This window comes from Aedoeadaptatus urinae (assembly GCF_900155585.1).
In the GTDB taxonomy this organism is placed as follows: Bacteria; Bacillota; Clostridia; order Tissierellales; family Peptoniphilaceae; genus Aedoeadaptatus; species Aedoeadaptatus urinae.
On record NZ_LT707418.1, the window covers coordinates 713,982 to 738,649 of the forward strand.

Annotated in this window: 23 protein-coding genes, 3 tRNA genes and 1 pseudogene; 7 read left to right on the forward strand and 20 right to left on the reverse strand. The window is 53.5% G+C overall.

The window, feature by feature from the left end:
* Positions 1–332 precede the first annotated feature (332 nt).
* Positions 333–752: a hypothetical protein gene (locus BQ7397_RS08670; RefSeq protein ID WP_077075671.1), complete on the reverse strand. Its 420-nt coding sequence runs from the start codon at positions 750–752 to the stop codon at positions 333–335.
* A gap of 441 nt (positions 753–1,193) precedes the next feature.
* Here BQ7397_RS08670 and BQ7397_RS08675 point away from each other — a divergent pair, with 441 nt between their 5' ends.
* The 5 genes from BQ7397_RS08675 to BQ7397_RS09470 all read left to right on the forward strand — a co-directional run bounded on the left by BQ7397_RS08675 (position 1,194) and on the right by BQ7397_RS09470 (position 5,799).
* On the forward strand, positions 1,194–2,099 hold the full coding sequence (locus BQ7397_RS08675; protein ID WP_077075672.1) for a selenium metabolism-associated LysR family transcriptional regulator: 906 nt from the start codon (positions 1,194–1,196) through the stop codon (positions 2,097–2,099).
* Positions 2,100–2,102: 3 nt separating this feature from the next.
* Complete coding sequence (gene selA / locus BQ7397_RS08680; RefSeq protein WP_200801217.1) at positions 2,103–3,500, forward strand: L-seryl-tRNA(Sec) selenium transferase; 1,398 nt, start codon at positions 2,103–2,105, stop codon at positions 3,498–3,500.
* Positions 3,501–3,504: 4 nt separating this feature from the next.
* The gene (gene selB / locus BQ7397_RS08685; RefSeq protein ID WP_077075673.1) at positions 3,505–5,397 is read left to right on the forward strand and encodes a selenocysteine-specific translation elongation factor; all 1,893 of its coding nucleotides are present in this window, start codon (positions 3,505–3,507) and stop codon (positions 5,395–5,397) included.
* Positions 5,398–5,495: 98 nt separating this feature from the next.
* The gene (locus BQ7397_RS09465) at positions 5,496–5,627 is read left to right on the forward strand and encodes a hypothetical protein (protein WP_268801920.1); all 132 of its coding nucleotides are present in this window, start codon (positions 5,496–5,498) and stop codon (positions 5,625–5,627) included.
* A 43-nt stretch (positions 5,628–5,670) separates the two neighbouring features.
* Complete coding sequence (locus BQ7397_RS09470) at positions 5,671–5,799, forward strand: hypothetical protein (RefSeq protein ID WP_268801921.1); 129 nt, start codon at positions 5,671–5,673, stop codon at positions 5,797–5,799.
* 111 nt (positions 5,800–5,910) lie between these two features.
* Here BQ7397_RS09470 and BQ7397_RS08695 read toward each other — a convergent pair.
* The 6 genes and pseudogenes from BQ7397_RS08695 to BQ7397_RS08720 all read right to left on the reverse strand — a co-directional run.
* Positions 5,911–6,093: pseudogene (locus BQ7397_RS08695) on the reverse strand (2-hydroxymuconate tautomerase); the annotation flags it as partial.
* Positions 6,094–6,189: 96 nt separating this feature from the next.
* Complete coding sequence (locus BQ7397_RS08700) at positions 6,190–6,663, reverse strand: glycine/sarcosine/betaine reductase component B subunit (RefSeq protein WP_077075676.1); 474 nt, start codon at positions 6,661–6,663, stop codon at positions 6,190–6,192.
* A gap of 28 nt (positions 6,664–6,691) precedes the next feature.
* A complete protein-coding gene (prdC, locus tag BQ7397_RS08705; protein ID WP_077075677.1) occupies positions 6,692–8,014 on the reverse strand; it encodes a proline reductase-associated electron transfer protein PrdC in 1,323 nt (440 codons plus the stop codon).
* A 243-nt stretch (positions 8,015–8,257) separates the two neighbouring features.
* The gene (locus BQ7397_RS08710; protein WP_077075678.1) at positions 8,258–9,613 is read right to left on the reverse strand and encodes an MATE family efflux transporter; all 1,356 of its coding nucleotides are present in this window, start codon (positions 9,611–9,613) and stop codon (positions 8,258–8,260) included.
* A gap of 94 nt (positions 9,614–9,707) precedes the next feature.
* Entirely contained in the window at positions 9,708–13,565 is a 3,858-nt protein-coding gene (locus BQ7397_RS08715; protein ID WP_077075679.1) for an ABC transporter permease, read from the reverse strand.
* A gap of 1 nt (position 13,566) precedes the next feature.
* On the reverse strand, positions 13,567–14,268 hold the full coding sequence (locus BQ7397_RS08720) for an ABC transporter ATP-binding protein (RefSeq protein WP_077075680.1): 702 nt from the start codon (positions 14,266–14,268) through the stop codon (positions 13,567–13,569).
* Positions 14,269–14,372: 104 nt separating this feature from the next.
* On the opposite strand from BQ7397_RS08720, the gene BQ7397_RS08725 reads away from it, so the two are divergent.
* On the forward strand, positions 14,373–14,855 hold the full coding sequence (locus BQ7397_RS08725) for a hypothetical protein (RefSeq protein ID WP_077075681.1): 483 nt from the start codon (positions 14,373–14,375) through the stop codon (positions 14,853–14,855).
* Between the two features lie 63 nt (positions 14,856–14,918).
* Here BQ7397_RS08725 and BQ7397_RS08730 read toward each other — a convergent pair whose 3' ends face one another.
* The 6 genes from BQ7397_RS08730 to mscL all read right to left on the reverse strand — a co-directional run bounded on the left by BQ7397_RS08730 (position 14,919) and on the right by mscL (position 20,044).
* Positions 14,919–15,611, reverse strand: a complete 693-nt coding sequence (locus tag BQ7397_RS08730; RefSeq protein WP_077075682.1) for an S-layer homology domain-containing protein — start codon at positions 15,609–15,611, stop codon at positions 14,919–14,921.
* A gap of 275 nt (positions 15,612–15,886) precedes the next feature.
* The gene (locus BQ7397_RS08735; RefSeq protein ID WP_077075683.1) at positions 15,887–16,618 is read right to left on the reverse strand and encodes a YdjY domain-containing protein; all 732 of its coding nucleotides are present in this window, start codon (positions 16,616–16,618) and stop codon (positions 15,887–15,889) included.
* 137 nt (positions 16,619–16,755) lie between these two features.
* The gene (locus BQ7397_RS08740; RefSeq protein ID WP_083703482.1) at positions 16,756–17,721 is read right to left on the reverse strand and encodes a resuscitation-promoting factor; all 966 of its coding nucleotides are present in this window, start codon (positions 17,719–17,721) and stop codon (positions 16,756–16,758) included.
* A 127-nt stretch (positions 17,722–17,848) separates the two neighbouring features.
* Positions 17,849–18,478 (reverse strand): NUDIX hydrolase, encoded by a 630-nt coding sequence (locus BQ7397_RS08745; protein WP_083703483.1) that lies wholly within the window; start codon positions 18,476–18,478, stop codon positions 17,849–17,851.
* Complete coding sequence (locus tag BQ7397_RS08750; RefSeq protein ID WP_077075685.1) at positions 18,471–19,589, reverse strand: patatin-like phospholipase family protein; 1,119 nt, start codon at positions 19,587–19,589, stop codon at positions 18,471–18,473. The genes BQ7397_RS08745 and BQ7397_RS08750 overlap by 8 nt, the downstream gene beginning before the upstream one ends.
* The gene (gene mscL / locus BQ7397_RS08755) at positions 19,589–20,044 is read right to left on the reverse strand and encodes a large-conductance mechanosensitive channel protein MscL (protein WP_077075686.1); all 456 of its coding nucleotides are present in this window, start codon (positions 20,042–20,044) and stop codon (positions 19,589–19,591) included. Before mscL ends, BQ7397_RS08750 begins: the two co-directional genes overlap by 1 nt.
* A 69-nt stretch (positions 20,045–20,113) precedes the next feature.
* Between mscL and BQ7397_RS08760 the strand changes: the two genes are divergently transcribed.
* Entirely contained in the window at positions 20,114–20,536 is a 423-nt protein-coding gene (locus BQ7397_RS08760) for a deoxycytidylate deaminase (RefSeq protein ID WP_077075687.1), read from the forward strand.
* Here BQ7397_RS08760 and BQ7397_RS08765 read toward each other — a convergent pair.
* The 7 genes from BQ7397_RS08765 to BQ7397_RS08795 form a co-directional block, all read right to left on the reverse strand.
* Positions 20,514–21,113 (reverse strand): ribonuclease H1 domain-containing protein, encoded by a 600-nt coding sequence (locus BQ7397_RS08765; protein WP_335340705.1) that lies wholly within the window; start codon positions 21,111–21,113, stop codon positions 20,514–20,516. The two genes, BQ7397_RS08760 and BQ7397_RS08765, sit on opposite strands and share 23 nt — an antisense overlap.
* Positions 21,110–22,306 (reverse strand): nickel pincer cofactor biosynthesis protein LarC, encoded by a 1,197-nt coding sequence (gene larC / locus BQ7397_RS08770; protein ID WP_077075688.1) that lies wholly within the window; start codon positions 22,304–22,306, stop codon positions 21,110–21,112. The genes BQ7397_RS08765 and larC overlap by 4 nt, the downstream gene beginning before the upstream one ends.
* Complete coding sequence (gene larE, locus BQ7397_RS08775) at positions 22,306–23,109, reverse strand: ATP-dependent sacrificial sulfur transferase LarE (RefSeq protein WP_077075689.1); 804 nt, start codon at positions 23,107–23,109, stop codon at positions 22,306–22,308. The genes larC and larE overlap by 1 nt, the downstream gene beginning before the upstream one ends.
* A gap of 57 nt (positions 23,110–23,166) precedes the next feature.
* Positions 23,167–24,144, reverse strand: coding sequence for a phosphate acetyltransferase (gene pta, locus BQ7397_RS08780; RefSeq protein ID WP_077075690.1), 978 nt, complete (start codon positions 24,142–24,144; stop codon positions 23,167–23,169).
* A 165-nt stretch (positions 24,145–24,309) separates the two neighbouring features.
* Positions 24,310–24,386: transfer RNA gene (locus tag BQ7397_RS08785), tRNA-Pro, on the reverse strand.
* An 18-nt stretch (positions 24,387–24,404) separates the two neighbouring features.
* Positions 24,405–24,481 (reverse strand) — tRNA-Pro (locus BQ7397_RS08790).
* 108 nt (positions 24,482–24,589) lie between these two features.
* Positions 24,590–24,666 (reverse strand) — tRNA-Arg (locus BQ7397_RS08795).
* Positions 24,667–24,668 lie beyond the last annotated feature (2 nt).

A 24,668-nucleotide genomic window follows, 5' to 3' on the forward strand; every position in this document is an offset into this window, starting at 1 on the left:
ATTCATGGTAACCCATCGTTCTGACACAATTATATCACAATTCGAATGGAGGTCAAATTGCTGAAATCACCGTAAATCAGCCTGAAAATTGCGATTTCGACGAATAAAAAAACAGGAAAGGCAGAGGGTGCTTTTTCCTGTTTTTTCCTGATTAATTCTTTAACACGCCTGTCCATCGACTTTGTTTAAAATTTATTTTCCCAAAAAATCCTATATTCGATAGTTCTTCGGCGTTTATAGACTTCGTCAATAATGCGCCCGATTTATCTATAGCCGTTTCTATAGGTAAATAAATCAGCTCACAAATTTGATCTATTGACTCTGATTTGGAATCAACCGTAGACCGGGAAGGAAATTTCGATGTTTTCGCCCTTGGCGATCTTTAATGTGGCGTATCCGGTAACCACGGGTTGTGCGCCTGCGGGAACCGGGGTGATTTCCATAGCTTCTTGTGCACCGTCTTCATCGACCACGACCGCTTCCTCTGCAGCGCCTGCTTCAGGCAGGTCTTCCAAGAGATCCTTGGTCAAGGGCGTAAGGGAGTCCACGGTTTCTTTTAATTTTGCGCCGAGGACTTCGCCGATGGTTAAGGTTTCGTCGGTGATTTCCAAGAGACCGGAATCTTCCAGGTCGGGGAAGATATTGGGATCCTCTAAGATAGATGCTTCGACCAGTGCACCGGCTTCGAAGCGGCAGCAGGTTACTGCCGGATCATCCTTGTGTTGCATTGCAGTTTCTTGAGTAATAGACATAGTTGCCTCCTTTAATAATTTCATCGGGCCGACATGGCCCGTTCTTGAACGGTTCCGACCGGAAACGGAATTTTTCCCGCCGTCGGATTGATTATAGCAACATTAAAATAGGAGGTCAAATGACGATTTGTCGAAAATATCTGCTTAAATACTTTATTCAAGCCTTATAATCTTCAGGAAAATCAATTTTATTTTCATTGCGTTTTCCCTAAAAAGCTTTCTCCCCGTGTTGTGCTCTTCCTCTCGGTTTTTTTCTTTTCCCCTAAGCCGAAAGGCATTATTTATAGGTGTCATTCCGTTATTTGAAATAACGATAAGGTACTATAAAATAAAATCTGTGATAAAATAGCTTTATAGATAAATTATGAGACTTGCTGCAGTCTTCTATTCTATCATTCAAGGCCGGCTAGGGTACGGCAATAAGACGACCGGGAGGAATGTATGGATTTTAAACAGATCAACGCTTTTGTCAATGTGGTGAAATATAAGAGCTTTTCGCGGGCGGCGGATGCGGCCTTTTTGACGCAACCGACGATTAGCGCCCACGTCATCAGCTTGGAAAAGGAACTGGGCGTGATTCTAATCAATCGCAATCGCGGCGAGGCCATTTTGACGGAAGAGGGCAAAAAGCTTTACAGCTACGCCGTGGACATGATTAACACGCGGGACGAGGCCCTGCGCGAATTAAAAAAGGAAGTGCGGGAGGATGTAGCCGGCGTCTTGTCCATGCAGGTCTCTTCCGTTATCGGCGAGTCTTGGCTCCCCGGTCATTTGATCGGCTTTCGCGAGGAGCATCCCTTTGTGCGCTTTTTTATCGATCAATCGGACAGCGACATCGTGGAAAACAATTTGCTGGCGGGCCAAGGAGATTTGGGCTTTTTAGGGAAAAAACCCAACGCCGCCTTGGGCTCGGAGAAGGTGCTCACGGATCCCTTGGTCTTAATCTGTCCGAAAAACGAAAAATACACGTCCATGTATAAAATGGATAAGTCCATCAGTATTAAGGAAATCATCGGCGAAAATTTCATTTGGCGTGAAGAAGGCTCCGCCACCCGGCGCCAATTCGAAAAGGAAGTGGAAAAGCTGGGCTACTCCTCCTACCAATGGGGCATGAGTGCCCTGCTCACCCACATCGAATCCATTAAAAAGTGCGTGGAGAACGGCTTGGGCATTTCCGTCATTTCAAAAATCTCCGCCTACGAAAATTACGAGGCGAGAAATTACTTAATTTTTAAGATTAAAGAGTTGCACATGACGCGAGATTTTTATATGGTATGGAATAAGAACACAGCCCTGTCCCTTCCGGCACAGGAGTTCAAACAATACATCCATGAAAAGGCGGAGTAATCCATGAAATTAACCATGAAAGAAAAATCCACGTTCCTCCGGCAATTGCCTCAGGTCAACGACGTGCTTGAAAGCTTAAAGGCCTCGGAAAAAGATCCCGTGGCCTTAAAAGATGCGGTGCGGCTTGCCCTGGAGGGCATTCGCTCGGACATTAAGGCGGCAGAAGACGAGGCTGCCTGCGCCGCATTGGCGTCTATGGAAGAAATCCATCGACGGATTGACAATCAAATTGAGCGGCAAATGACGCCGAAGTTGCGCCCGGTCATTAACGCAACCGGCGTCATTTTGCATACGAACCTGGGCCGCTCCCTTTTGAGCCGCCGTGCCATCGATAATGTGGATAAGCTCACGGCCTCCTACGCCAATTTGGAATACGACATCGACGCCGGCAAGCGGGGCAGTCGCCACAGCATTTTACAGGAGCTGGTGAAGGACATTACCGGCGCGGAGGATGCCATGGTGGTAAACAACAACGCCTCGGCGGTGCTCCTCGCCATCAGCGCCTTAACCGACGGCGGCGGCGTGGTAGTCAGCCGAGGCGAGCTGGTGGAAATCGGCGGCTCATTCCGCGTGCCTGAAATCATCGAGCTTTCCGGCGCGCGTTTGATGGAAATCGGTACCACCAACAAGGTTCACGCCTACGACTACGAGCGGGCGGCCGATGCGGAAGACGCTCAGGTGATCTTAAAGGTCCACCGCAGCAATTTTAAAATCGTGGGCTTTACGGAAGAGCCGAGCTTGGAAGAGCTTCGGGACATTGCCCACAAGCGGGGCCTGCCCTTTATCTACGATTTGGGCAGCGGCCTTATGCACGAATTGAATGACGTGGGCATCGACGAGCCCACGGTGGCAGACGCCTTAAAGGCCGGGGCGGATCTGGTGCTTTTCAGCGGCGACAAGCTTTTAGGCGGACCCCAGGCGGGGATCGCCATCGGCAAGAAGGAATACATCGCCCGCATGAAGCGCCATCCCCTGGCGCGGGTGGTGCGCATGGACAAAATGAGCTTTGCCGCATTGGAAGCTACCATGGAAAGCTACCGCAATCCCATGACGGCGCGAAAAGAAATTCCCGTCCTCGCCATGATTACCAAGCCCGTGAAGGCGATAAAAGCCGAAGCCGCTTCCCTGGCCGAGGAATTAAAGGCCATGGGCTATGACACGAAAGTGGATGCCGACCGCAGCCAAATCGGCGGCGGCTCCTGCCCCGGCGAATACCTGGACACCTTCGTCACCTCCCTCGCCCATCCCGAAAAGAGCGCGGCGGAAATCGAAGAGGCCCTTCGCCATTGGGAGATCCCCATTATCGCCCGCATCGCCAAAGACCGCGTGCTACTCGACCCCCGCACCTTGCAGGAGGGAGACCGGGCGCGTATCTTGGACGCCTTTTCACAGCTGAGGTGATTTTATGAAAAACGTCATCGTCGGAACCGCCGGCCACGTGGACCACGGCAAGACCACCTTGCTCAAGGCCATGACCGGCGTGGATCTGGATACATTAAAGGAAGAACAAAAGCGTGGCATTACCATTAACCCGGGCTACAGCACCCTGAAAAACGATCGGGATCTGGACATCGGCATTATCGACGTGCCCGGCCACGAAAAATTCGTCCACAACATGCTCACCGGCATCGGCGGCGTGGACTTGGTCCTGCTTCTGGTGTCCGCCGAAGAAGGCATTATGCCCCAAACCCGGGAGCACTTTGAAATCGTCAAGGCTCTCGGCGTGGAAAAAGGCATCGTGGTCCTCACGAAAATCGACTTGGTGGACAAGGAACTGGTACCCCTCATCGAAGATGAAGTAAGGGACATGGTGAAGGGAAGCTTTTTGGAGGATGCGCCCCTGATCTCCGTCTCCGCCTACACCGGTGAAAACATCGACTTGTTAAAGGAAACCCTTTTGGATATGGCGGAAACTTGCGAAGAGCCGGATCACGAAAAGGCCCTGGCCCGTTTGCCCATCGACCGGGTCTTTTCCGTGGCAGGCCACGGCACGGTCATTACCGGCACCTTGGTGGAAGGCTGCATCGAAAAAGGCGACCTCCTCATGCTCTACCCCGCCATGAAAGAAACCACGGTCCGCTCCATACAGGTCCACTCCAAAGACGTGGATGCCGCTTACGGCGGGCAGCGAGTGGCCTTGAATCTGACCCTGAAAAAAGACGATATCGAAATCGGCGACGTCCTGGCGCCGAAGGACTCCCTCCCCGTCACGGAGCAGGTGGATGTGGCCGTTACCATGTTCGACTCCACGGACCGGGTCATGGAAAACTCCTCCCGCGTCCACATGAACTACGGCAGCGGCGAAGTCATCGCCCGCATCATTCTCTTCGGCATCGACGAATTGAATCCCGGCGAAAAAGCCTACGGCCAGCTGCGCATGGAAGAGCCCATTCCCCTGCGCACCGGCGATCCCTTTGTGCTGCGCTTCTTCTCCCCGGTCATCAGCATCGCCGGGGGGCGGGTCCTGGAGATTCGGCCCAAGCGCCACAAGCGGCGTGACCCCGAGGTGGTGGAGGTGCTCAAGCAAAAAGAAGAGGCGGACGATACCACCCGCGTGGCCCTGGCCCTGGAGGAAAACCGCTACCGCTACCTTTCAGACCGGGCCCTCGCCCTGTCCTTGGGCTTTACAAAGGCCCGCTGGGATGAGGCCATGGAAAAGCTTTTGGCGGACAAGACCGCGGTGCCCCTCACCGACGAGATCTGCGCCCACAAGGACGTCATCGAAGGCGTCTTTGAAAACGCACGTGCCATCCTGTCCCGCTACCACGAGGAATTTCCCCTGGAAACGGGCATGCCCAAGCAGGCCTTTCGTCAACAGCTGACGGAGACGGAACACGCCAAGGACGACAAGCTTATCGAAGCCTTTATCCGCACCTTCTACGATCAAAAGCGCCTGGTGGACCACGGCATGCGCGTGGAAGAGACGGGATTTACCGCCACCCTCACCCCGGAACAGGAAAAGCAGTGGGAATCGGCGGAAACCATCGCCAAGCGCGGCGGCTACGAAGGCGCCACAGGCGACGATCTGAAGCGCATCGGCAAGAAATACGAACAGATTTTAAAATTTATGACGGAAACCGGCGCCCTCATCGCCCTGCCTTCCGGCTATGTCCACAAAGACTATTGGGATAAGGCCGTAGATACGGCTCTCGCCATGATCGACGAGGCCGGCGAGCTGAAGCTCGGGGATTTCCGCAACGTCCTGGACACCTCGCGGAAATACGCCGTGGAGCTCTTGGAAGAAATGGACCGGGAGCAAATCACCGTCTTTAAAGACGGCAAGCGCATCAAGGCCTAAGGGAATCTTCTATTGCCACCCCCCGACAACCGGGAGTATAATGAATGAAAGATATCATTTCTTTTACGAAAGGTCCCATTTTTTACAAGGAGGCACTAATGAAGATTTTCGTTTTAATGGCGGGCTTTATCGCCCTCGCCCTCGTTCTTTGCCTCGTCATCCTCTTGATCCGCCGGCTTTCCGCCGACGAGCGGGACAGAAAAGAGCAAAGGAAAAATCATCAAGACTGAATTTCACAAAATAGGTAATAACTTTCATACAAGGAGGGATAGTATGTTGGTTGGATTCGGTTTACTCGTTTTAATCGTTCGAGGAGCTTTCGCCGTCGCCGGTTTGGCCCTTATCATCCTCTTAATCCGCCGGCTTCTCGCCGACGAGCGGATCAGAAAAGAGCACAGATAAAGCGACAAGTAAATTATCGCACAAGACGCCTGCGGGCGTCTTTTTTTGTTTTTCCCACAAAAAAATCGGGCAGCTGCCCGATTCTTTTCTTGCGATGCGATTCGCCTCGCCTTATGCTTCGTTGTAGTAATCGCTGCGCTTCATATCTTGAAAGACCACGTGAATGTGTTCCTTCGGTGCGCCGGCGTGTTTGTGGACCGATTCCACAATTTCCTTTGCGATCTTTGCCTTGGCTTCGTCCGAGCGGCCTTCGACTAATTCGACGTGAATAAAGGGCATGGTAATTCCTCCTTTTGCCTTAAAGTTCTTCTTTAATTATTATAATTTGTTCTTCTTTACGATTCAAGGGCACAAAAAAGAACCCGACGCGCGGTCGGGCTCTCATTTGATTTACTTGCGACCTTCTTTTCGAATTTTTAATTTCAAGAGGGCCACGGCTTTTCGAGCGTCCATTTCGTCGACATTGTTTTCGCCGACGACTTCCGTCTCGATGCCTTGTTCGGATTTGTTAATATCCACCAGCGTGTTCATGTATTTGTTTTTAACGACAAACGACGCTTGTTTACCTTGGAATGTGACGCCGACAGTGGGAATGCCCCGCTTACCCAGTTCTTCCCAGGTATTGGCGAAGTCCACGTGGGAGTTGCCCCAACCGTCTGCGGAGAGGATGACGCCGTCGGTGCGCATGCCTTCAATCCAAGAAGCGGCGCGGGTGCCGACGAAGTACTTGTCTTCGTTATCTTGGGGCGTGCCTACGATGATGACGCCTTGAAAGTCGATGTCAGTGTCTTGACCAAGAACATCCACCATCGGATCTCTGAAGTGGTGTAAACTAGTCTCTTTTGTCGAAGGACCTATACCCATAGTCCCCTCCCTTTCTTATAAAACTTAATTAAAGAACGTGTTCGTCGAAGTAACGGATCAACGGACGGCCCATGGTTCTCAGGGGCGTGTCGGTTGCGTGGTGTACTTCAAGACCGGCCTTCGGTGCCGATGCCATAACCGTGTTGGTGCAGTCGGAGCAGTGACCGATGAGGACGGATTCACAGCCTTGTTTCTTAAATGCCAAAATGTGTTCCGCTTGACCCGGGCAGTTTCCGGGGTCTTTGCACTTGTAGGTGCCGTTCTTTTGTTCGACGGCATTCTTGCATACGCGGTAATCGATGGGTTCTTGGCCTAAGGATTGCGCGATTTCATACAATCTTTCCTTGCAGGGACCGCAGGCACATTGAATGATGCCCATGGGGCCTTTTGCCTTTTCAAAGGGTTCCGTTGCGGTCACGCCGCCGTATAATTTGTAGATAGCGTTGTTTTCTTTGTTGCGACGGCCGGTGTAGGGTCCGCCGATTAAGATTTCGCCGATGGGCTCATCCAAGCCGCCGAAATCTTCGATAATGTCGTCGATCATCATGCCGTAGGGAATGTGAATAATTTCCTTGTCCCCTTTGTTCTTGAATTTCTTGAACTTGCCGGCGATGGTGACGTATTTATCGATACAGGGCTTTAAGTCGTTGACGGCGTGAGCGATAGCGCAGAGGGTTTCTACGTTAAAGACCACGGCGTTGGCTTCTGCGGGGAGTCCTCCCGGGGGAATCAAGACATTGATGGTATCGCGAACCAGCGCACGTTCTTCCCCGACGGGGTAGATGTTGCGAAGGGGTAAGATGCGAATGTCTTTAATGCCCTTTTCCTTTAAGATGCCGTTAATATGTTTAATTTCATCTTTGTGTTTTAACTTAATACCGATAATCCCCTTGTCGGCACCGGTTGCTTCCATGGCGATACGCATACCGTCTAAGAGAGCGTCGGTTTCTTCCATGATTTGGGTCATGTTGTGTTCGAGGATCGGTTCGCATTCAGCTGCGTTACAAAGAATGAAGCCGCCCTTGTGTAAATCCGTACCTAATTTAACGTAAGCGGGGAAGCCTGCGCCGCCCATGCCTAAAATGCCAGCGCGACGAACGGTTTCGGCAGCGTCCTTGCCCGGTTCCAATTTGACGTAATCGTCGGATGTATCGGTTTGTTCGACGATGATGTAATCTTCTTGAACGTCGACAACCTTGCCGGTGACGGATGTGTGTAGCGGTACACTTAATTTTTCCGGTTCGTAATCGGCAATTACTTGGCCGCGCTTAACTTCGTCACCTTTTTTAACGCAGGTGACGGGGGGAGCGCCGACGCCTTGTTTCAGAAAATACTTGAACTGTCTTCCCATTTCTACAACTCCTTCATACATACTGAGTCCTATCCGTAGGCGGATATGATCGGGGAAAAAATCGTTTTTGTCGGATGATGATTTCAACCTCAATTGTGATTATAGCAATAGGAGTCGAGACCGTCAAGAAGTCGACAACCCGGAAAAAAGGTAAACAGCGGTTTTTCGAGGGTATTGAAATTTCTTTCAGTCAAAAGCTTTCTCTATATATAAAAAAGTGCACCGCTCGGTGCACTGAAAAGGCTATTCGTTTTCCGCTATGGGTTTGATTTCTTCGTCGTTGACTTTTTTCATAAAGGCGACGGCGATAAACATGGCGATCAGCTCGGCAATGGGATAGGCAAGCCACACGTAGGTGAGGACGCCGGTTCTCGAGAAGAGATAGGCCAAGGGCACGATAAGGATCAGCTGGCGAACCAGGTTGACGATCATGCTGAGGATGCCGTTTCCCAATGATTGAAAGATGCCGGAGCTGATGATGCTTACGGCGGCGAAGATAAAGGAGATGGAAATGATCCTGAGGGCCACGACGCCGATGGACAAAAGTTCCGGCGAGGGATCGAAAAAGCCCATGAGCTGTGCAGGGAAGATTTGGAAGATGAGAAAGCCCAGGCCCATAAAGATCAGGGCCACTTTGTAGGACAGCTTGATGACTTCGTAAATCCTCTCCCGATGCCCGGCGCCGTAGTTGTAGGCGATAATGGGCACGAGGCCGTTGTTCACGCCGAAGATAGGCATAAAGATGAAGCTTTGAACTTTGTAATAGATGCCCAGAGCCACCACGGCGGCGGCGCCGAAGACGGCGAGGATGGCGTTGATGAGAAAGATGGAGACGGAGTTGACGGATATCATAATGGCCGAGGGAATGCCCACGGCTAAAATGCCTTTGACGATGGCTCCGTTTATATGGAAGCGATCTTGCCTCAGATTGACTTCCCTGTTCCGCTTCATATTTAAATAGAGGCCGAAGAAGAAGGCGAGGATTTGTCCGGTGACCGTGGCGATGGCCGCGCCGGTGACGCCCATTTCCGGGAAAAAGCCCCAGCCGAATATAAGGAAGGGATCCAGGATGATGTTGAGGACGGCGCCGAAGAGCTGCGTGTACATGCTGTAAAGGGCAAGGCCCGTGGACTGCAGGAGCCGCTCCATGCAGATTTGGCCGCAGATGCCGATGCTGAATAGGAAGCAGATGTTTAGGTAGCGCACCCCTGCCTTTATGATTTCGGGATCGGCGGTTTGCATGGCGACGAGCTGCGGCGAGGCCATGGTGCCGAAAAGGGCAAAGATCAGGGCCACAATCATGCTCAGAAGCAGGCCGTGTTGGGCGCAGAGATTGGCTTCCCGAAAGTTTTTCGCTCCCAGGTGGCGGCTCAGAAGGGCGTTCATGCCGACGCCGACGCCGATGGCAAAGGCGGTAATGAGCATTTGCAGAGGAAAGGCCACGCTCACCGCGGCCAGGGCTTTTTCGCCCACCCGCGACACCCAGATGCTGTCCACGATATTGTACAGGCCCTGGACGAGCATGGACAAGGCGATGGGCAGGGATATGCGCATTAAAAGCTGCGGTATGGGCTCATAACCCATTCTGTTTTCTTCCATCGGTCACCTCCTGTTTTTTTCAGACAAATGAAAAAGGGCGCATCGGCCCTTTTTCTGTCCTTCTATCCTATCACTGCAGCAGCCGCCGGTCAAATTATTCCACGCTCTTCAAGGCTTCCACCATGTCGATGACCTGAAGCTTTTTGTGGAAATAGCCCATAAGGATCACGGAAATGATCAAGGTGATGACGGCGGGCAAGAGATAGTTTAAAAGACCCAGGCTGGGGTCCAGCATGGCGAAGTCGGGCACGACCACGCGAATGACCATAAGGTGCATGCCTTTGCCCACGACGAAGCCCAAAAGAATGCCTACAGCGGTCAAGACGCCGGTCTCTCTGTAAATGTAGCGGGTTACTTCCTTCGGATAGAAGCCCAGGACCCGTATGGTGGAGATTTCCCGGCGACGCTCTTCGATATTGATGTTCGTCAATGTGGAGATGACCACCACCGCCAAGGTGGAGGAGGCGGCCAGGATGACGAAGACAATAAAGGTAATGTTGCCGGCGATTTCATCCACCATTTCGCGCATGTCGCCGATGCCGGTAAAGGCCACGACGGAATCGAAGTCCTTGTAGTACGACACGTCGACTCCCTTGGTTTCTACCAAATCGGCATTGGTCTTATAGGCTTTGTGGAAGATTTTTTCGTAGCTCGCCTCGTCCATATACATAGAGTGGCCGGCGTAGGCTTCGGCGATGGCGGCGACGGGTACGTCGTAAGCCTTATCGTCGGCATCCTTGACGCGGATGCTGTCTCCCACCTTCACTCCTTTAATGACGGCGAGCTTTTCCGTAATCACCGCACCCTTTAAGGGAATGTCCTTGCCGGTCTTCCGATTTCTCAGGGTAATGAGTTTTTTCAGTTCCTTTTCATTTTCGGGCACGATCATGGTGACGGGCTGATCGATATAGCCCTCGTCATCCACGGTGACGCTTTCCACATAGGCCGATGCCTTGGCACGAATGTTTTTGTCCTTGGCGATTTTTTCCTCGTAGACCTTGTGATCCTTTTTATTCAAAAGGGGCTCGTAGAAAATAATGTGGTCGTACCGGTTCAGTACGTCGAATTGTTTTTCCACCAAGCCGTCCACGGAGGTGCGAATCCCGAAGCCCAGGACCAAGAGGGCCACGCAGCCCATGACGCCGACGATGGTCATGGCCATGCGCTTTTTGTCGCGGAAAAGATTCCTGGCCGTGACCTTTTGGAAGAAGGACATGCGGCTCCACAGGCCTTTAAAGTGTTCGAGGAAAATCCGCGTGCCCTTGGCCGGCGGCTTGGGCATGAGGAGGGCGGCGGTTTTCAGCCTCAAGCTGCGCGCCACGCTGACATAGGCCACCAGGCCCGTGGCCACCATGCCGATGACGATGGCGACTAGAATTTGCACGGGATACAGGGAAATGGACAGCTTGTCGAAGATGCCGCTGGCCAAATAGCCGTCGGCGATGACCCGGCTCAGTACGTAATTTCCTAAAAAGGCGCCGGGAATGCCGCCGATTAGTGCGGCCAAGGTGCCGAAGCGCAAATACTTTTGTCGGGTGGCACCGTTGGAATAGCCCAGGGCCTTGTAGGTGCCGATAATCATGCGGTCGTCGTCTACCATGCGATTCATCACCGTGGAGGAGAGGAGCATGGCGATGGCAAAGAGAAAGACGGGAAAGACGGCGGAAAGCTTGTCTACCCGATTGCCGTAGTCCAAAAAGACGAAGGTGCGCATTTCTTCGTTGACGGGAGTGATTTTATACTCGGGCTTTTTCAATATCGTCAGGATTTCCTTGGCCCGGTCCACGTCCTCTTGGCCCTTGACCAAATCCTTTAGGGCGTCATCCCGCTTCTTTTCGTAGGTGGCCCTGGCCTCGTCCAAGTCCTTTCGACCGGTCATAAGCTCGTCGTAGGCGGCGTCAAGCTTCGTCTCGCCCTCGGCTTTTTTCTGAGCCAGCTCCTTGGTGCCGGCCTCGTAGCCCGCTTCCCCCTCTTTTAATTGATCCTTGGCGGCGAGAATGGCGGCCTTGCCTTGAACCAGGGTCTTTTCTTTTTCATCCAGCTCCGCTTCCTTCGACCGGAGCTCGGCCTTGTGCGCTTCGATGGCCCTCAGCCCTTCCTCGGCCTTGGCACGACCCGCTTTCGTCTCTTCCTTCTTGCTCAAAAGCAGGGCTTCTTTTTCAGCCAAATCTCTTTTTGCGGCTTGTAGGGCTTCTTTTTGTCTGCGAATGGCCTCTTGCTGCGTTCGAATCTTTTCCGCCATGGCCTCGCGGGTGGCTTGTACCTGAGCCTGGCGACGGATTTTTTTCGCTGCACGGCCGGCTGAGGCTTCCGTTTGAGCCAGATCGGACTTCGCCGCGGCCAGGGCGCCGGACGCGGCGTCCAGGGCTTTTTTCTTTTCAGCCACGGCACTTTTCGCCGCAAGATAGGCGGAATCGTTGAGCTTCGCCTGCAGGGTCGCTTTTTCGCTTTCCGCACCGCTGATTTTTGCATCCAAAGCGGCCACGTCGGCGCCGGGTTGTGTTTTTTCCTGCTTCCACGCAGCGATGGATTGGTCTAAGGCGGCGATCCGTGCGCCGATGGCATCGCCGTCGATACCCAGCCCGGCAAGGGCACTCTTGGCCGTATCATAGGCCCCTCGAGCCTCGCTCACCGCCGCGGCTTTTTCCTTCACCGCCGCCTCTTTATTCGGGCGCTCGGCTTCGGCGGCCGCTACGGCTCTTTGCGCCTCGGCGATTTCCCCGTAGGAATAGGGCAGCTCGGGCAGATCGGGGAAGCGCACCTCGGGCACGTCGCCTGCCTCAAGCTTTTGCTTCGCTTCCTCCAGAGCCGCCTGCTCTCTTAAAATCTGATCCATGGCCGTATCCGCCCGGGCGATGCCGCCTCGGGCCTCGTTTTCCTTGGCCTGAATCTCCGCCATGGCGGCGGCGATGGCGTTTTTGCCGTCTAAAAAGGCCTTTTCTCCCGCCGACAGCTGATCCTCTTGAAAGAGCACGCTCTTGCGCGCCTGGGCCAGCTTCTTTCGGGAATCGGCCAGACGGCCTTCTCCTTGACGAATGGCGAGATTAAAGCGGGCGCGATTGTCCCGAAGGGTGCGGGCGCCGTCGTCCAGCTTCCTTTCTCCTTCGTCGAGCTTTTCCTTTCCGCGGTCCAGCTCGTCGTAGCCCTCTTGAATGTCCTCTTCCCCTTTGCGAATATCGTCGCGCTTGTCCGCCAAAAGAGCGTCCAGCCGGGCCTCGCCCCGGTCCTTAAACAAAAGGCGCAGCTCCTTTTTGTGGGCGGCATTTAACGCCTTAAAATCGTCGCTGTAAACGGCAACGCCCTTTAAATCGTCGAAGAGAAAGTGCACTTCGGTGATGGTCGGATCCTTAAAGGCCGAGGGCAGGACGTAGCCGTAGCCGTCGATCTTGTCGCCCTTAGCCGTGGTGCCCTTGTCGCTCTTGTCTAAAAAGATCGGACTCGTGGCAAAGCCCACCACCTTATATTTGTAGCCCTCCATCATGGCGGGAGCGTCCTCGTCGAAGGGATCCTCTTCCTTATCGAAGACCACCACGTCCCCCAGCTTGTAGCTGTCTTTCAGGGTGGGGTCCAGCAAAATTTCGTCCTTCGCCCGGGGCAGGCGGCCTTCCTTTAAGACGGGCTTGCTGATCCGCTTCGGCAGGGACGACAGATAGACGGTCTTTAATTCCTTGGTGGTCAGATAGCCCGTGTGGAAATATTCCTTCTCGCGCACGCCGTCCAGATCGTTAATCAGGCGCAGATCCTCGTCCTTGAGGCCGTCGCTGACGGACAGGCGCAGGTCGTAGGCATTGGACTTCGCCAGGGTGTCGGCCACGGTGCGGCGAATGACGGGCCCCGTCACCGTAAGCCCCACGAGGACAAAGACCCCTAAAAGCACCAGGGCCACCAGGGAGAAAAAGCGCATCTTGTGCCCTGTGATCTCCCGTAAAAAATCTTTTTGTCTCGGACTCATACTACCACTCGATTTCTTCAATAGGCATGGGGTGTTCGTTTAAATACATGGCCCGCACCTTGGCGTCGTTAATTTCGATGACCCTATCCGCCGCATCGGCAATGGCCCGGTTGTGGGTAATGACGATGAGGGTGTGATCGTGCTTGCGGCAGCTCTCTTCCAAGAGAAGCAGCACCTTCTTCCCCGTCTTATAATCCAAGGCCCCGGTGGGCTCGTCGCAAAGGAGCAGCTTGGGATTTTTTCCCAAGGCGCGGGCGATGGCCACCCGCTGTTGCTCTCCGCCGGATAATTGGCTCGGGAAATTGTTCAGCCGCTCGCCCAGGCCCACGCGGTCTAAAATCATCTCCGCGTCCAAGGCGTCGTCCACAATGGCATTGGCCAGCTCCACATTTTCCAGAGCCGTTAAATTGGGAATCAAATTGTAAAATTGAAAGACAAAGCCCACGTCGTTTCTGCGGTAGGTGGTGAGCTCCTTGTCGGAAAAGGCGGCAATGTCCTTGCCGTCCACCAGCACTTGGCCCGAATCGTTGGTGTCCATACCGCCCAATATATTTAAAATCGTCGACTTGCCGGCCCCCGACGGCCCGACGATGACGACAAATTCCCCCTTTTCAATGGAAAAAGAAATCTTGTCGTTGGCCACGGTCTTGGTCGCGCCGGTACCGTAGGTCTTCGTCGACTCGATAAATTCTACATATGCCACACAATCCCCTCCTTCTATTACAGTCTATATTACCACGTTTGAGCCCTTTAAACACCTTGCCAAGGGCCATTTCCTTCAGTACAATACATTCATAAGGAGGCACTATGAAAGAAACATTTACCGTCACCGAGGAAGATTATCTAACCTATCAGTGGCATCTGTTTAAACAAAATCCCACGGCGAAACGAACCATGCGCATACAAATGATTACGCCCATCGCCGTTTACTTGGCCATCGGCATCTTTTACTTCGCGACGAAGCGGCCGATTATAGGACTCTTGCCCTTGGCTGTGGCTTTGGTGCTGTGGCCCTTTATCTACCAATTTTTCTTTAATCGCAGCATGAAGAGAAGACTGAAGCAGCTGATCAAAAAAATGGAAAAGGATCTGCCCATCGGCAAACACATCGTCCATATAGAAGAGGACGGCCTGAAGGACAAGGATCTGTTCATCGCCTACGACGACATTCGCTACGCCGAGGAACACGAAAGCTTCGTCTACATCTTCTACAACGACTCGCCTCGGGCCTATCTCCTTCCGAAGGAGCTGGCCAACGACGCCATTAAAAGCCACATCGCCGAAAAATAAACAGTCTGAGCTTCATAAGTACAAAAAAAATCGACGCCACGTCATCGTGACGTCGATTTTTATTTACCGGTACCCCGCTGCAGATAAGATGTCGTCGTAAGCCCAGTGGTCCTCCGAAACATCGGAGAAGGAAATTTTCCCATCGGTGGCTTTTTTAATCTTAAAGGTGCGGTTTAGCATGGCCACCGCTTCGGCTCGAGACACGTCGCATGTGGGGCGGAAGGTGTTGTCTTCATAGCCTTTAATAATACCTTGAGCATAAACCATATCCACGGCTTCCTTTGCCCAGCTGCCTTCCATATCCTTAAAGGGACTCGGTGCCGCTTTTCCGCTTAAAAAGCCACTGAGGACCTTGGCAAATTCCCCGCGCATAATAGGCTCGTTGGGCTCAAAGGCGCCGTTGGGATAGCCCTTCATATAGCCGCTCTTCACGACGGCGTTAATGTAGGCATTGTACCAGCCGTCCACATAGGATGAAGTGTCGGCTCTCTTGTCCGTCAAGGGCAGGTGCTGCAGCTTGGCTATAAGAGCAGCCGCTTCGGCCCGGGTCAAGAGCTTGTCGGGACGAAAGGTTCCGTCAGGGTAGCCGTCGATGTAACCGCCGCCACAGGATATAGTCTGTTCAACGACAGCTGTTTCATTCGGCTCTTTGGTCTTGTCTTTACTCGGGCTCGCCTCGGCAAAAACCGGAGTCATAGACAGTGTACTGAACAGCAATGCGGAGGCCAGTACCTTGGTCAGTAATCGCTTCTTCATAATACACGCTCCTGTTCTTTGAGCCGCCGGGTGATATAAACGGCGACCGGCTCGTCGTCGCTCGTTTATTTGCTATCCGTTGAGAGGTTTTTCCCTTGCGCAACAGGTGAATGCTCATTCTGTTTCAGCGACCTCTTTAGCTAATTATATCACCTGTTTTTTTTGAAGAAAATTTTATATCTTTTTCAGCTGATACCGATGTTTTTTTCGACGGCGGGACTTGGAAATTTCACCAAAAGAAAAAAGACCCTCGCGGGCCTTTTCCTTCTGCTCGATTATTTTGCAGTATAGGTTATAACCACAGGGGTCTTGTCGGCGGGGACATTATCTTTGTTCAACATTAAGGTGAACTTATCTTTTTCATCGTCGCCGATCATATGGGTGTGGTTGGAGGTGATGCCTGCAGGGCAGGACAGGAGGCACGTAATGCAGCCGGTGTTCAATTTTTCTTGGGTGTCGTGATTGCCGCCGAAGCGAATGTCGATGGGTTGCTTGGAGGAATCGTCGACGACTTCGTCGATCTTGAATTCCTTGTCGTTGCCGTCGAATTTAAAGGTGACGTCCAGGGCGTCGCCTTCCACTTGGGCTTTACCCGCATTGTCCATGGTCATGTTGTCGCCGGCCTTCAGTCCCAAGGAGTTCAGCGCGTCATAGAAATCCAAGGACTTGGCGTCGGATTTAAACATGGCGTGATCGGCTTCTTTGCCGGATTTGGAAACGACCATATGCATGGTGGATTCGTTTTTGTACTTTTCATTGACTTCGGCATAGACTTTGACCGTTTTGTTTTCCTTGTCTACGACAATGGGGTTTTCAGCAGTGGGCTCGCCGGCTTCGGCGGTGGCGTCGGCTTCACCTGCGTTTTTGTTTTCTTCATTGGCTGCCTGGGTGTTTTCCGTCTTGTTTTCTTCCTTAGCATTGCCTTCGTCGGCTGCCTTCGGCGAGCAGGCCGAAAGAGCTAACAGACCACAGAGGGCTAATGCCAGAACGTAAAATTTGTTTTTCATTGGTATCCCTTCTTTCTTATATGTTTTTATCCCATTGACGGCCCATTAAACATCGAATATTTCGTTTTAAATTGCACCTTATAGGCTTTTTCTATACCTCAGGTGATGCACAAAAAAAGACGCCCGAAGGCGTCTTCTTAATCTTCTAAAACATAGACGGTGACATTTCGTCTTCCGAAATTGCAGGCTTCGCGGCGGCTGTTATAGAACAAGTCGATGCGCTTGCCTTTAATGGCACCGCCGGTGTCTTCCGCCACGGCAAAGCCGTAGCTGGGGAAGCCGTCGGTGCTTTCGATGTAAAGCTTCGTTCCCAGGGGCACGACGCGGGGATCCACGGCCACGGCGCCCACGCGGGCGCGTGTGCCGGAGGCGGTCCACTTGCCGGCGCTGGGATCGTAGGCGGTCCCGCTCATGACGATTTTCTTTTTATATTTCTTGCCGTGAATCATATTTTCCACGGGCTTCGTGCCCACTTCCACGATTTGCGTCTTGCCGTCTTTCACGACGCGGGAGGAGAGGACGAGGCGGGCGGTTTCTTCGCCGTTGACGGTGCTGATGCGTACCGTCTCTTCCACTCGGGCGGCTTGGCCTTGTTGCACGACGCGTTCGGTTCCCGCATCCATGGCGGGATTGTTTCTGCGTTCCACGGTGACGGGTACGTCCCGGCTCACGGTTTCGGTGCGCTCCTTGTAGCGATTGATGCGAAGGACTTCCCCTTCCTTCACCGTGCCCTTAATGGGCGGGGTCACCGTGTCTTTTACGCCGAGCTTAATGTTCAGCTCCTTTAAAATGTCCGCCACCTTGTTGGAGGTGGTGGAGCGGGTGTAGCTTTGCTTGCCGTCTTTGACTGTGACGGTATAGCCTTTTTTAATGCTTAAGGTGCCGCCTTCCTTCAGGGCTTCCGACGCGCTGGGGAAGGGAACGGTTCCCTTTTCAAGCTGAATATCTTTTTCCAAGAGAAATTCGCCGACGGTGGCGGCATCGGTTTCGTAGGACGCGGGAGCGGCTCCCTCACGCTCTACGGTAACGGTTTTTGCTTCCGCCGTGGCGGGCAAGATCAAGCTCACGGCCAATGCCGAGAGAAGGACGGTCTTTTTTATCACGATGAAAACTCCTTTGTTTCAGTGTCGATGCTCTGATTTATTACAATCTGTAACTTTTGCGGAACTAATTGTATCAATTCAGAAAACTCATCGCAAGGCGTTTTCGTCGATGTCATCTTTTTGTAATTTATTCTCCCACCTTTAAGCGTTGCGCCACGCCGTACATGATTTTTGCCGTCATGCCCCAGACGATTTGCTCCTCCTTTTCGGCGCCCCTGTAAAAGAAAATGCGGTCCCTGTAATTGCTGAACCGCGCCGTCGTGTCCGGGGGCACCAGCTCGTAGGGAAAGCTGTCGTCATCGATTTTTTCAAATTCCAAGGCGTGTACCTCGGGCTCCGTTTCGAGAAAAAATGAAAGGGGCACGGTGAAGATGTAAGCCACTTCTCCGGGCTCGGGGCAAATGTCCTCCGGCCTGATGCCGTGAAGGATGCCGACAAAGCAATGGACGGCTTGGTTTTGGCGAGTAAGCAGGTAGTCGCTTTCGCCTAAAATTTCCAAGGCGGAGGGCGAGATCCTCAGCTCTTCCGCCGTCTCGCGAATGGCGGCCTCTTCCGGCGTCTCGCCTTTTTCGATGCGGCCGCCGGGGAGGGACACTTCCCCGGTGTGGCTGCGCAGGTGGATGGAGCGCTTTTCAAAAATCACGTGCCAGCTGCCATCCACCTCCACGAGAGGGCAGAGGACGGCGTAGCGATGCTCCATGCCCAAGGGCTCGGGACGGCGACTGTTTAAAAGGTCCGCGATATCTTTTTTATCCAATGGCCAACCTCTTTCCGCAAAATAACAAATAGAGCACGCGGTCCAGTTTGCTCACCACCCGGGGATGGACGTCGCTCTTCTCGTCCAGGGCCTTTAAAAAGCCGTCCACGGTGTAGAATGGATCCTTCGGAAGCTTGAGCAGCTCGCCCCGCGCCTCCAAGAGGCCGATGAAGAGGGCCTTGTAGCTGTAGTCTTCGGGAAGCTCCAGGGCCTGTGCCAATTCCGGCCACAGATTTTCCACAATGCCCCGCTCGCCGCTGCCCTTGGCCGCAGCCAGGTAGCGAAAGTCTTCCGTGCGGGCGAAAAATAATTCGCTGAGGCGGCGAAAGGCTTCTTTTTCCGATAGGGGATAGAAGGTGTAGTCCAGGCCGTCGCAACCGGAAAGGATGCGCCTGCCGTGGAGATAGCCCTGTTGCATCCGTAAAGGCGCCAGGGCGGCGTCGAAGTGCATGGTCTCGGCGATGGGCCTCGTGGGCCCCAGGACCGTGGCGTCTTTCGGAAGCACCTCCCCTTCCTTCGGCGGATTGGTCCTGAGGATGATGGGCTCGAGGCCTTTTGCCAGCACCATTTCGTAGGGCAGATTATCCCCCACGCCGCCGTCCACATAGAGCTTGCCGTCGATTTTCACCGGCGGAAAGACGGGATAGGCGCAGCTGGCCAAAATGTATTGATTCAATTTGCCCTTGGGAATGTCGTCGATGTAAAGATATTTCGTCCTGCCCTCGCTCATGCTGTAGACCACCAGGCCGTAGTCCACCTCGGAGGCGCGGATCTTCTCCTCGTCCACGTGGCGATGGATCAGCTCCTTTAAAGGCGCCATGTCCAAGTTTAAGGCGGCGCGGGCGGTTTTTGCCACCTGAATAATGTCCGGCGCCTTCTTCATCCGGTCCAAAGAAAGCATCAGCTCCCTGCCCCCTTCGAGAGAGAACTTTTGCCATATGTCCGCCAAGACGTCGGTGTTTTCCTGAACGATAAAGGCGCCCGTCAGGGCGCCCATGGACGTGCCTACGACGAGGCGAATGTCCGGTTTTGTTTCCTGAAGGGCGCGGTAAAGACCCAGCTGATAGCTGCCCTTGGCGCCGCCCCCTTCCAGTACTAAGCCTTTAGCCACTATTCATCCTCCAAGACGGCGGTGCAGTGGGGGCAACGTGTCGCTTCGATATGCACCGTTTCCTTACAGAAGGGGCAGACCTTCGTCGTCGGCGCTTCCTCTTCCTTGTGAATGAAGCGGTCTTTCATTTTGCCGATTTGTTTAATGACCATGAAGATCACGAAGGCGATGATTAAAAAGTCGATGACGTTTTGCAGGAAATTGCCGTAAGCCAAAATGGGTGCGCCGCTTTCCGCCGCCTCCACGGGATTGGGATAGGTCTTTCCGTCCAATGCCACGTACATTTTCGTGAGGTCGATGCCGCCGAGCAAAAGGCCGATCAAGGGCATGAGGATGTCGTTGACCAGTGAGGTGACGATTTTTCCGAAGGCGCCGCCGACGATGACGCCGACGGCCATGTCGATGACATTGCCTTTGGCGATAAAATCTTTAAATTCGTTTAATGTCTGTTTCATATAAATCTTTCTTTGACTCCTTCCGCCTCTCTTCCTCCTCGTGCTATACTAAACGAAAGGAGGCTTACTTTGAGAAAATCTTGGGACACCTATTTTATGCAAATCACGGAAATCGTGGCCAGCCGCTCCACCTGCGACCGGGCCTTTGTGGGCTGCGTCCTGGTCAATAAAGACCATCGCATCGTCTCCACAGGCTATAACGGCTCCGTGGCAGGCAATCCCCACTGCGACGACGTGGGCCACACCATGCGGGACGGCCACTGCATCGCCACCATTCACGCGGAAATGAACGCGCTTCTGTACTGTGCCAAGGAGGGCATTCCCACCAAGGACACTATTTGTTATGTTACCCATTTTCCCTGCCTAAACTGCACAAAGGCATTGATTCAGGCGGGAATTCGGGAGGTGGTTTACAAAAACGCCTATCGCGTCGACGACTATGCCGTCAGTCTCTTTGAAAAAAACAATATTACCCTTCGGCAAGGGGAGTAAAGTCCGCTTCCTTGGCAAGGGCATCTGCCCGCTCGTTGCCTTCCACGCCGCTGTGGGCTTCGATTTTGACGAAGGTAACGTCCAAACGATCTTTTACGGAATCGTAGAATGCTTTGTATTCTGCGGTTCCTTTTTTATTGCACTGCCACTCGCCCTTGGCCCAGTGCTCGATGCCGGCGTAGTCGTAGCAGAGCTTCAAATTGGAAAAGCCCATGGCCAGGGCCTTCTTCATGGCCACGGTGGCCCCTAAGATTTCTCCCGCCACATTGCGCATGGCGGCTTCATCGCCTCTAAAGCGGCAGCTGTCTTCCCAGCTGCCTCCTTCCCAGGCCATGGACACGCCGTAGCTGTAGGACCTGTCCTCGTGGCGATAGGAGCCGTCTACATAGGCCACAGCATCGTAGGAGGCGTCGTCTTTTTCCTCGGCGATCTCACCCATAAAGACGCGGGCCTCCTCCTCCGTCTTAAAGGATTTGTAAATGGCCCCTTTAAAGCCGTGGACCTGGGCCTTGCAGCTGTCCCAGTCCCGGTAGATTCCCGGCATCTTGCCCGCCTTCACGGCGTAATACTTCATCATGATCTCAGCTCCCACGCCCGGCGCACGGCGTCCAATGTGGTGCCCCGCTCTAAGGCCAGGGCCCTCAGGTCCTCGTATTCGGGAGATGCCTTTTCTACATCCTTATAGCGGGCGAATTTCGTCACGACGGACCCCGCCTCCGTGGATACTCGGCGAAGGCTGCGGGACAGTTCGATTTTTTCCAGAGGGAATTTTTTTACGCCCAAGGTGGTGGTGTGGGTGAAGAGGGCGTCCAAGACACTTGCCTCTTTCTCCCCGTCGGTTAAAATGTCCAGGCGATAGCCCGGGCGATTCTTCTTCATAAAAATCGGCGTAAAGCTTACGTCCCGCGCCCCGGCGTCGAAGAGCCGCTCCATGCAAAAGCCCATAGCCTCGCCGGTCATGTCGTCTAAATTGCAGCTGAAGAAAATCGGCGCACGGGCCTCTTCCGTCTCCAGGAAAAAGAGGCGGAGCACATTGGCCAGGGCGTTGTCCCTCGTGCCTGCGCCGTAGGCCACCTTCAGCACCCGACCCTCGGGCCGGGGTCGGTAGCTCGCCTTGATGCCCTTTAAAATGGCGGCGCCGGTGGGGGTGGTGAGCTCTTCTTCCACGAGCTCGCCTCCCAAGGGCACGTCCAGAGCCGAAAGAATATGGGCGGTGGCGGGAGCGGGCACGGGATAGTTGCCGTGGGCACAGCTCACCATGCCGGCGCCGGTGTTGATCTTCCCCACGTAAACGGCCTCCACGCCGCTTAAGAGAGTGTAGTAGGCCGCGCCTAAGACGTCCACGGCGGCGTCCAGCTCCCCGACCTCGTGGAAGTGCACCTCGCGAAGCTTCTTGCCGTGAACCGACGCCTCGGCCTCGGCGAGGGGCAGGAAGATGTCCTTGGCCAGATCTTTCACTTCCCGATCGAAGCCGCTCTTTTCGATGATGTCCAACATATCGTCCAAGCCCCGATGGTGGTGATGGTGGTGGTCGTGATGGTCGTGATCGTCTTGATGGTCGTGGTGGTGATCCTCTTCGCTTTTTAAATTAAAGTAGGTGGCGAGGATGCCGCTCTTTTCCCGCTTTTCGAAGATCACATCGTCGTCTTCAATGCCCAAAGGCGCCAGGCCTTCGATAAAGCCCTTGGGCGAAAAGCCGCCGTCCACCATGGCGCCGATAAACATGTTGCCGCTGATCCCGCTAAAGGGATCGATGTAAAGAACCCGCATTACTGATCCAACCCTTCGTTGCCGGAGCCGGAGCGAAAGCCCACCACGTCCAGCGCCGTGTAGGTGATGCCCAGCTCCTTAAAATAGGCTGCCACATCTTCCCTGTGATTGAGCATGAACTTTTGAAAATCCGCCACGGGAATTTCCACCCGGGCCACGTTTCCGTGGAGGCGCAGGCGGCAGGTTAAATAGCCCAGCTCGTGGAGATAGCCCTCCCCTTCTTCCACCAGGCGAAGGGCTTCCTTCGTCAAGGGCGTGTCGTAAGGAATACGCGTGGCCAAACAGGAATTGGAGGGCTTGTTCCACGTGGGAAGATCATATTGCTTCTTCGACAGCCGGCGCACCAAATCCTTGGTGAGCCCGACCTCCTTTAGGGGACTCTTTACCCCCAGCTCCTTCAAGGCCTTAAAGCCCGGGCGGTGATCGGAAAGATCGTCCACATTGGTGCCGTCCAAGAGCACATCATAGCCCTCTTCCTCGGCACAGGCCTTGGCGGCGGCAAAGGTCTTGCGCTTACAGAAGTAGCAGCGGTTCACGTCGTTGGCGACGACATCATCGTCTTCCATAAGAGCCACATCCGCCACCTTCACTTGCCAGCCCATCATCTCCGCCAATACGTAGGCGTCGAAGCGATCCCGGCGGGGGTTGAGTTCATTTTCCACGTAAATCCCCAGCACATTCTCCACGCCCAGTACCTCTACGGCCACGGCCATCAGAAAGGACGAATCCACGCCGCCGGAATAGGCCACCGCCACCTTGTCGTAGGCGGCTAAATTTTCTTTTAATCGATTAAAGGCATCCATATCCTCACCTAATCCTCATAGAAAAAAAGGCCCTTGCGGGCCGATTTTTTCCTTGCATTATTTTCCGAGACAAGCTTGCACGGCGGTGATGACAGCCAGTTGATAAACTTCTTCCTTGCTGCAGCCGCGGCTCAGGTCGTTAACCGGCATATTCAAGCCTTGAAGCACCGGTCCGATGGCGGTAAAGCCGCCGAGGTATTGGGCGATCTTGTAGCCGATGTTTCCGCATTCCAAGTCCGGGAAGATAAAGACATTGGCTTGGCCGGCAACCTTGGAGCCCGGCGCCTTTTTCTTTGCTACGGTCGGATCGATGGCGGCGTCGAATTGAAGCTCGCCGTCCACATTAATTTCCGGATGGGCTTCATTAACCAGATAGGTAGCCACTTCTACCTTCTTAACCGTGTCGCTCTTAGCGGAACCCTTGGTAGAGAAGGAAAGCATGGCGATCTTGGGATCGAAACCGAATTGCTTGGCGGTTTCGTTGGTGGTTGCTGCTACTTCCGCTAAGGTCGGCGCATCCATAACCGTGTTAATGGCGCAGTCGGCCATGAGATAATTTTCTTCGCCCTTGCAGAGAATAAACAGACCGGATACGCGGCTGACGCCCTTCTTCGTCTTAATGATTTGCAGAGCGGGAAGAACCGTTTGGCCCGTGGTGTGAACGGCACCGGAAACCATGCCGTCGCCGTAGCCGGCATAAACCATCATGGTTCCCAAATAGTTCGGATCGTGAAGCTGTGCGCGGGCACGGGTTTCATCGATTTTGCCCTTGCGGCGTTCGACAAATTTTTCCACGAGCTCGTCGGTGTGTTCGTATTTGCCCAATTCGACGATTTCCAGCTCGGAAATATCCAGGCCTTCTTTTTCGGCGGTCTCTTCGATTTCATTTCTGAAACCGATGACGAGGGGATGGATTAAGCCCTCCTTTTGATGCTTAACCGCTGCCCAAAGAACTCTGGGATCTTCGCCTTCGGGGAAGACGATCCGCATGTCTTTGCAGCTTAAACGTCTGCTTAAATCTTTAATAAAATCCATTGCACTTTCCTTTCTCATGCATTACCACATTTTTTCTGTACATGCCCGGGCCGCCGTAGACGACCTCAGTCATAATAAATATACCACAGAGAGCGTCCGGTGACAAAATCGCCAGATTCTTGTCAAACCCCGTAAAAAAAAGATTCGCCGAAGCGAATCTCGTCTTGGTCGGAGTGAAAGGATTTGAACCTTCGACCTCATGCTCCCGAAGCATGCGCGCTACCAAACTGCGCTACACCCCGCTGTGAAATTGAATAGAGTGGTCGGGGTGAAAGGATTTGAACCTTCGACCCCATGGTCCCAAACCATGTGCGCTACCAAACTGCGCCACACCCCGTGACAACTTACTTCATCATTATACAGGTGTTGCGCCTTTTTTACAAGTCTTTTCTAATGCATAAAAAAGAGGCCGAATCGCCCGCAGGCCATTCGACCACTCTCAATTTGGCGGACCCGATTGGATTCGAACCAACGATCTCTGCCTTCGGAGGGCAACATTCTATCCAGCTGAACTACGGGTCCAT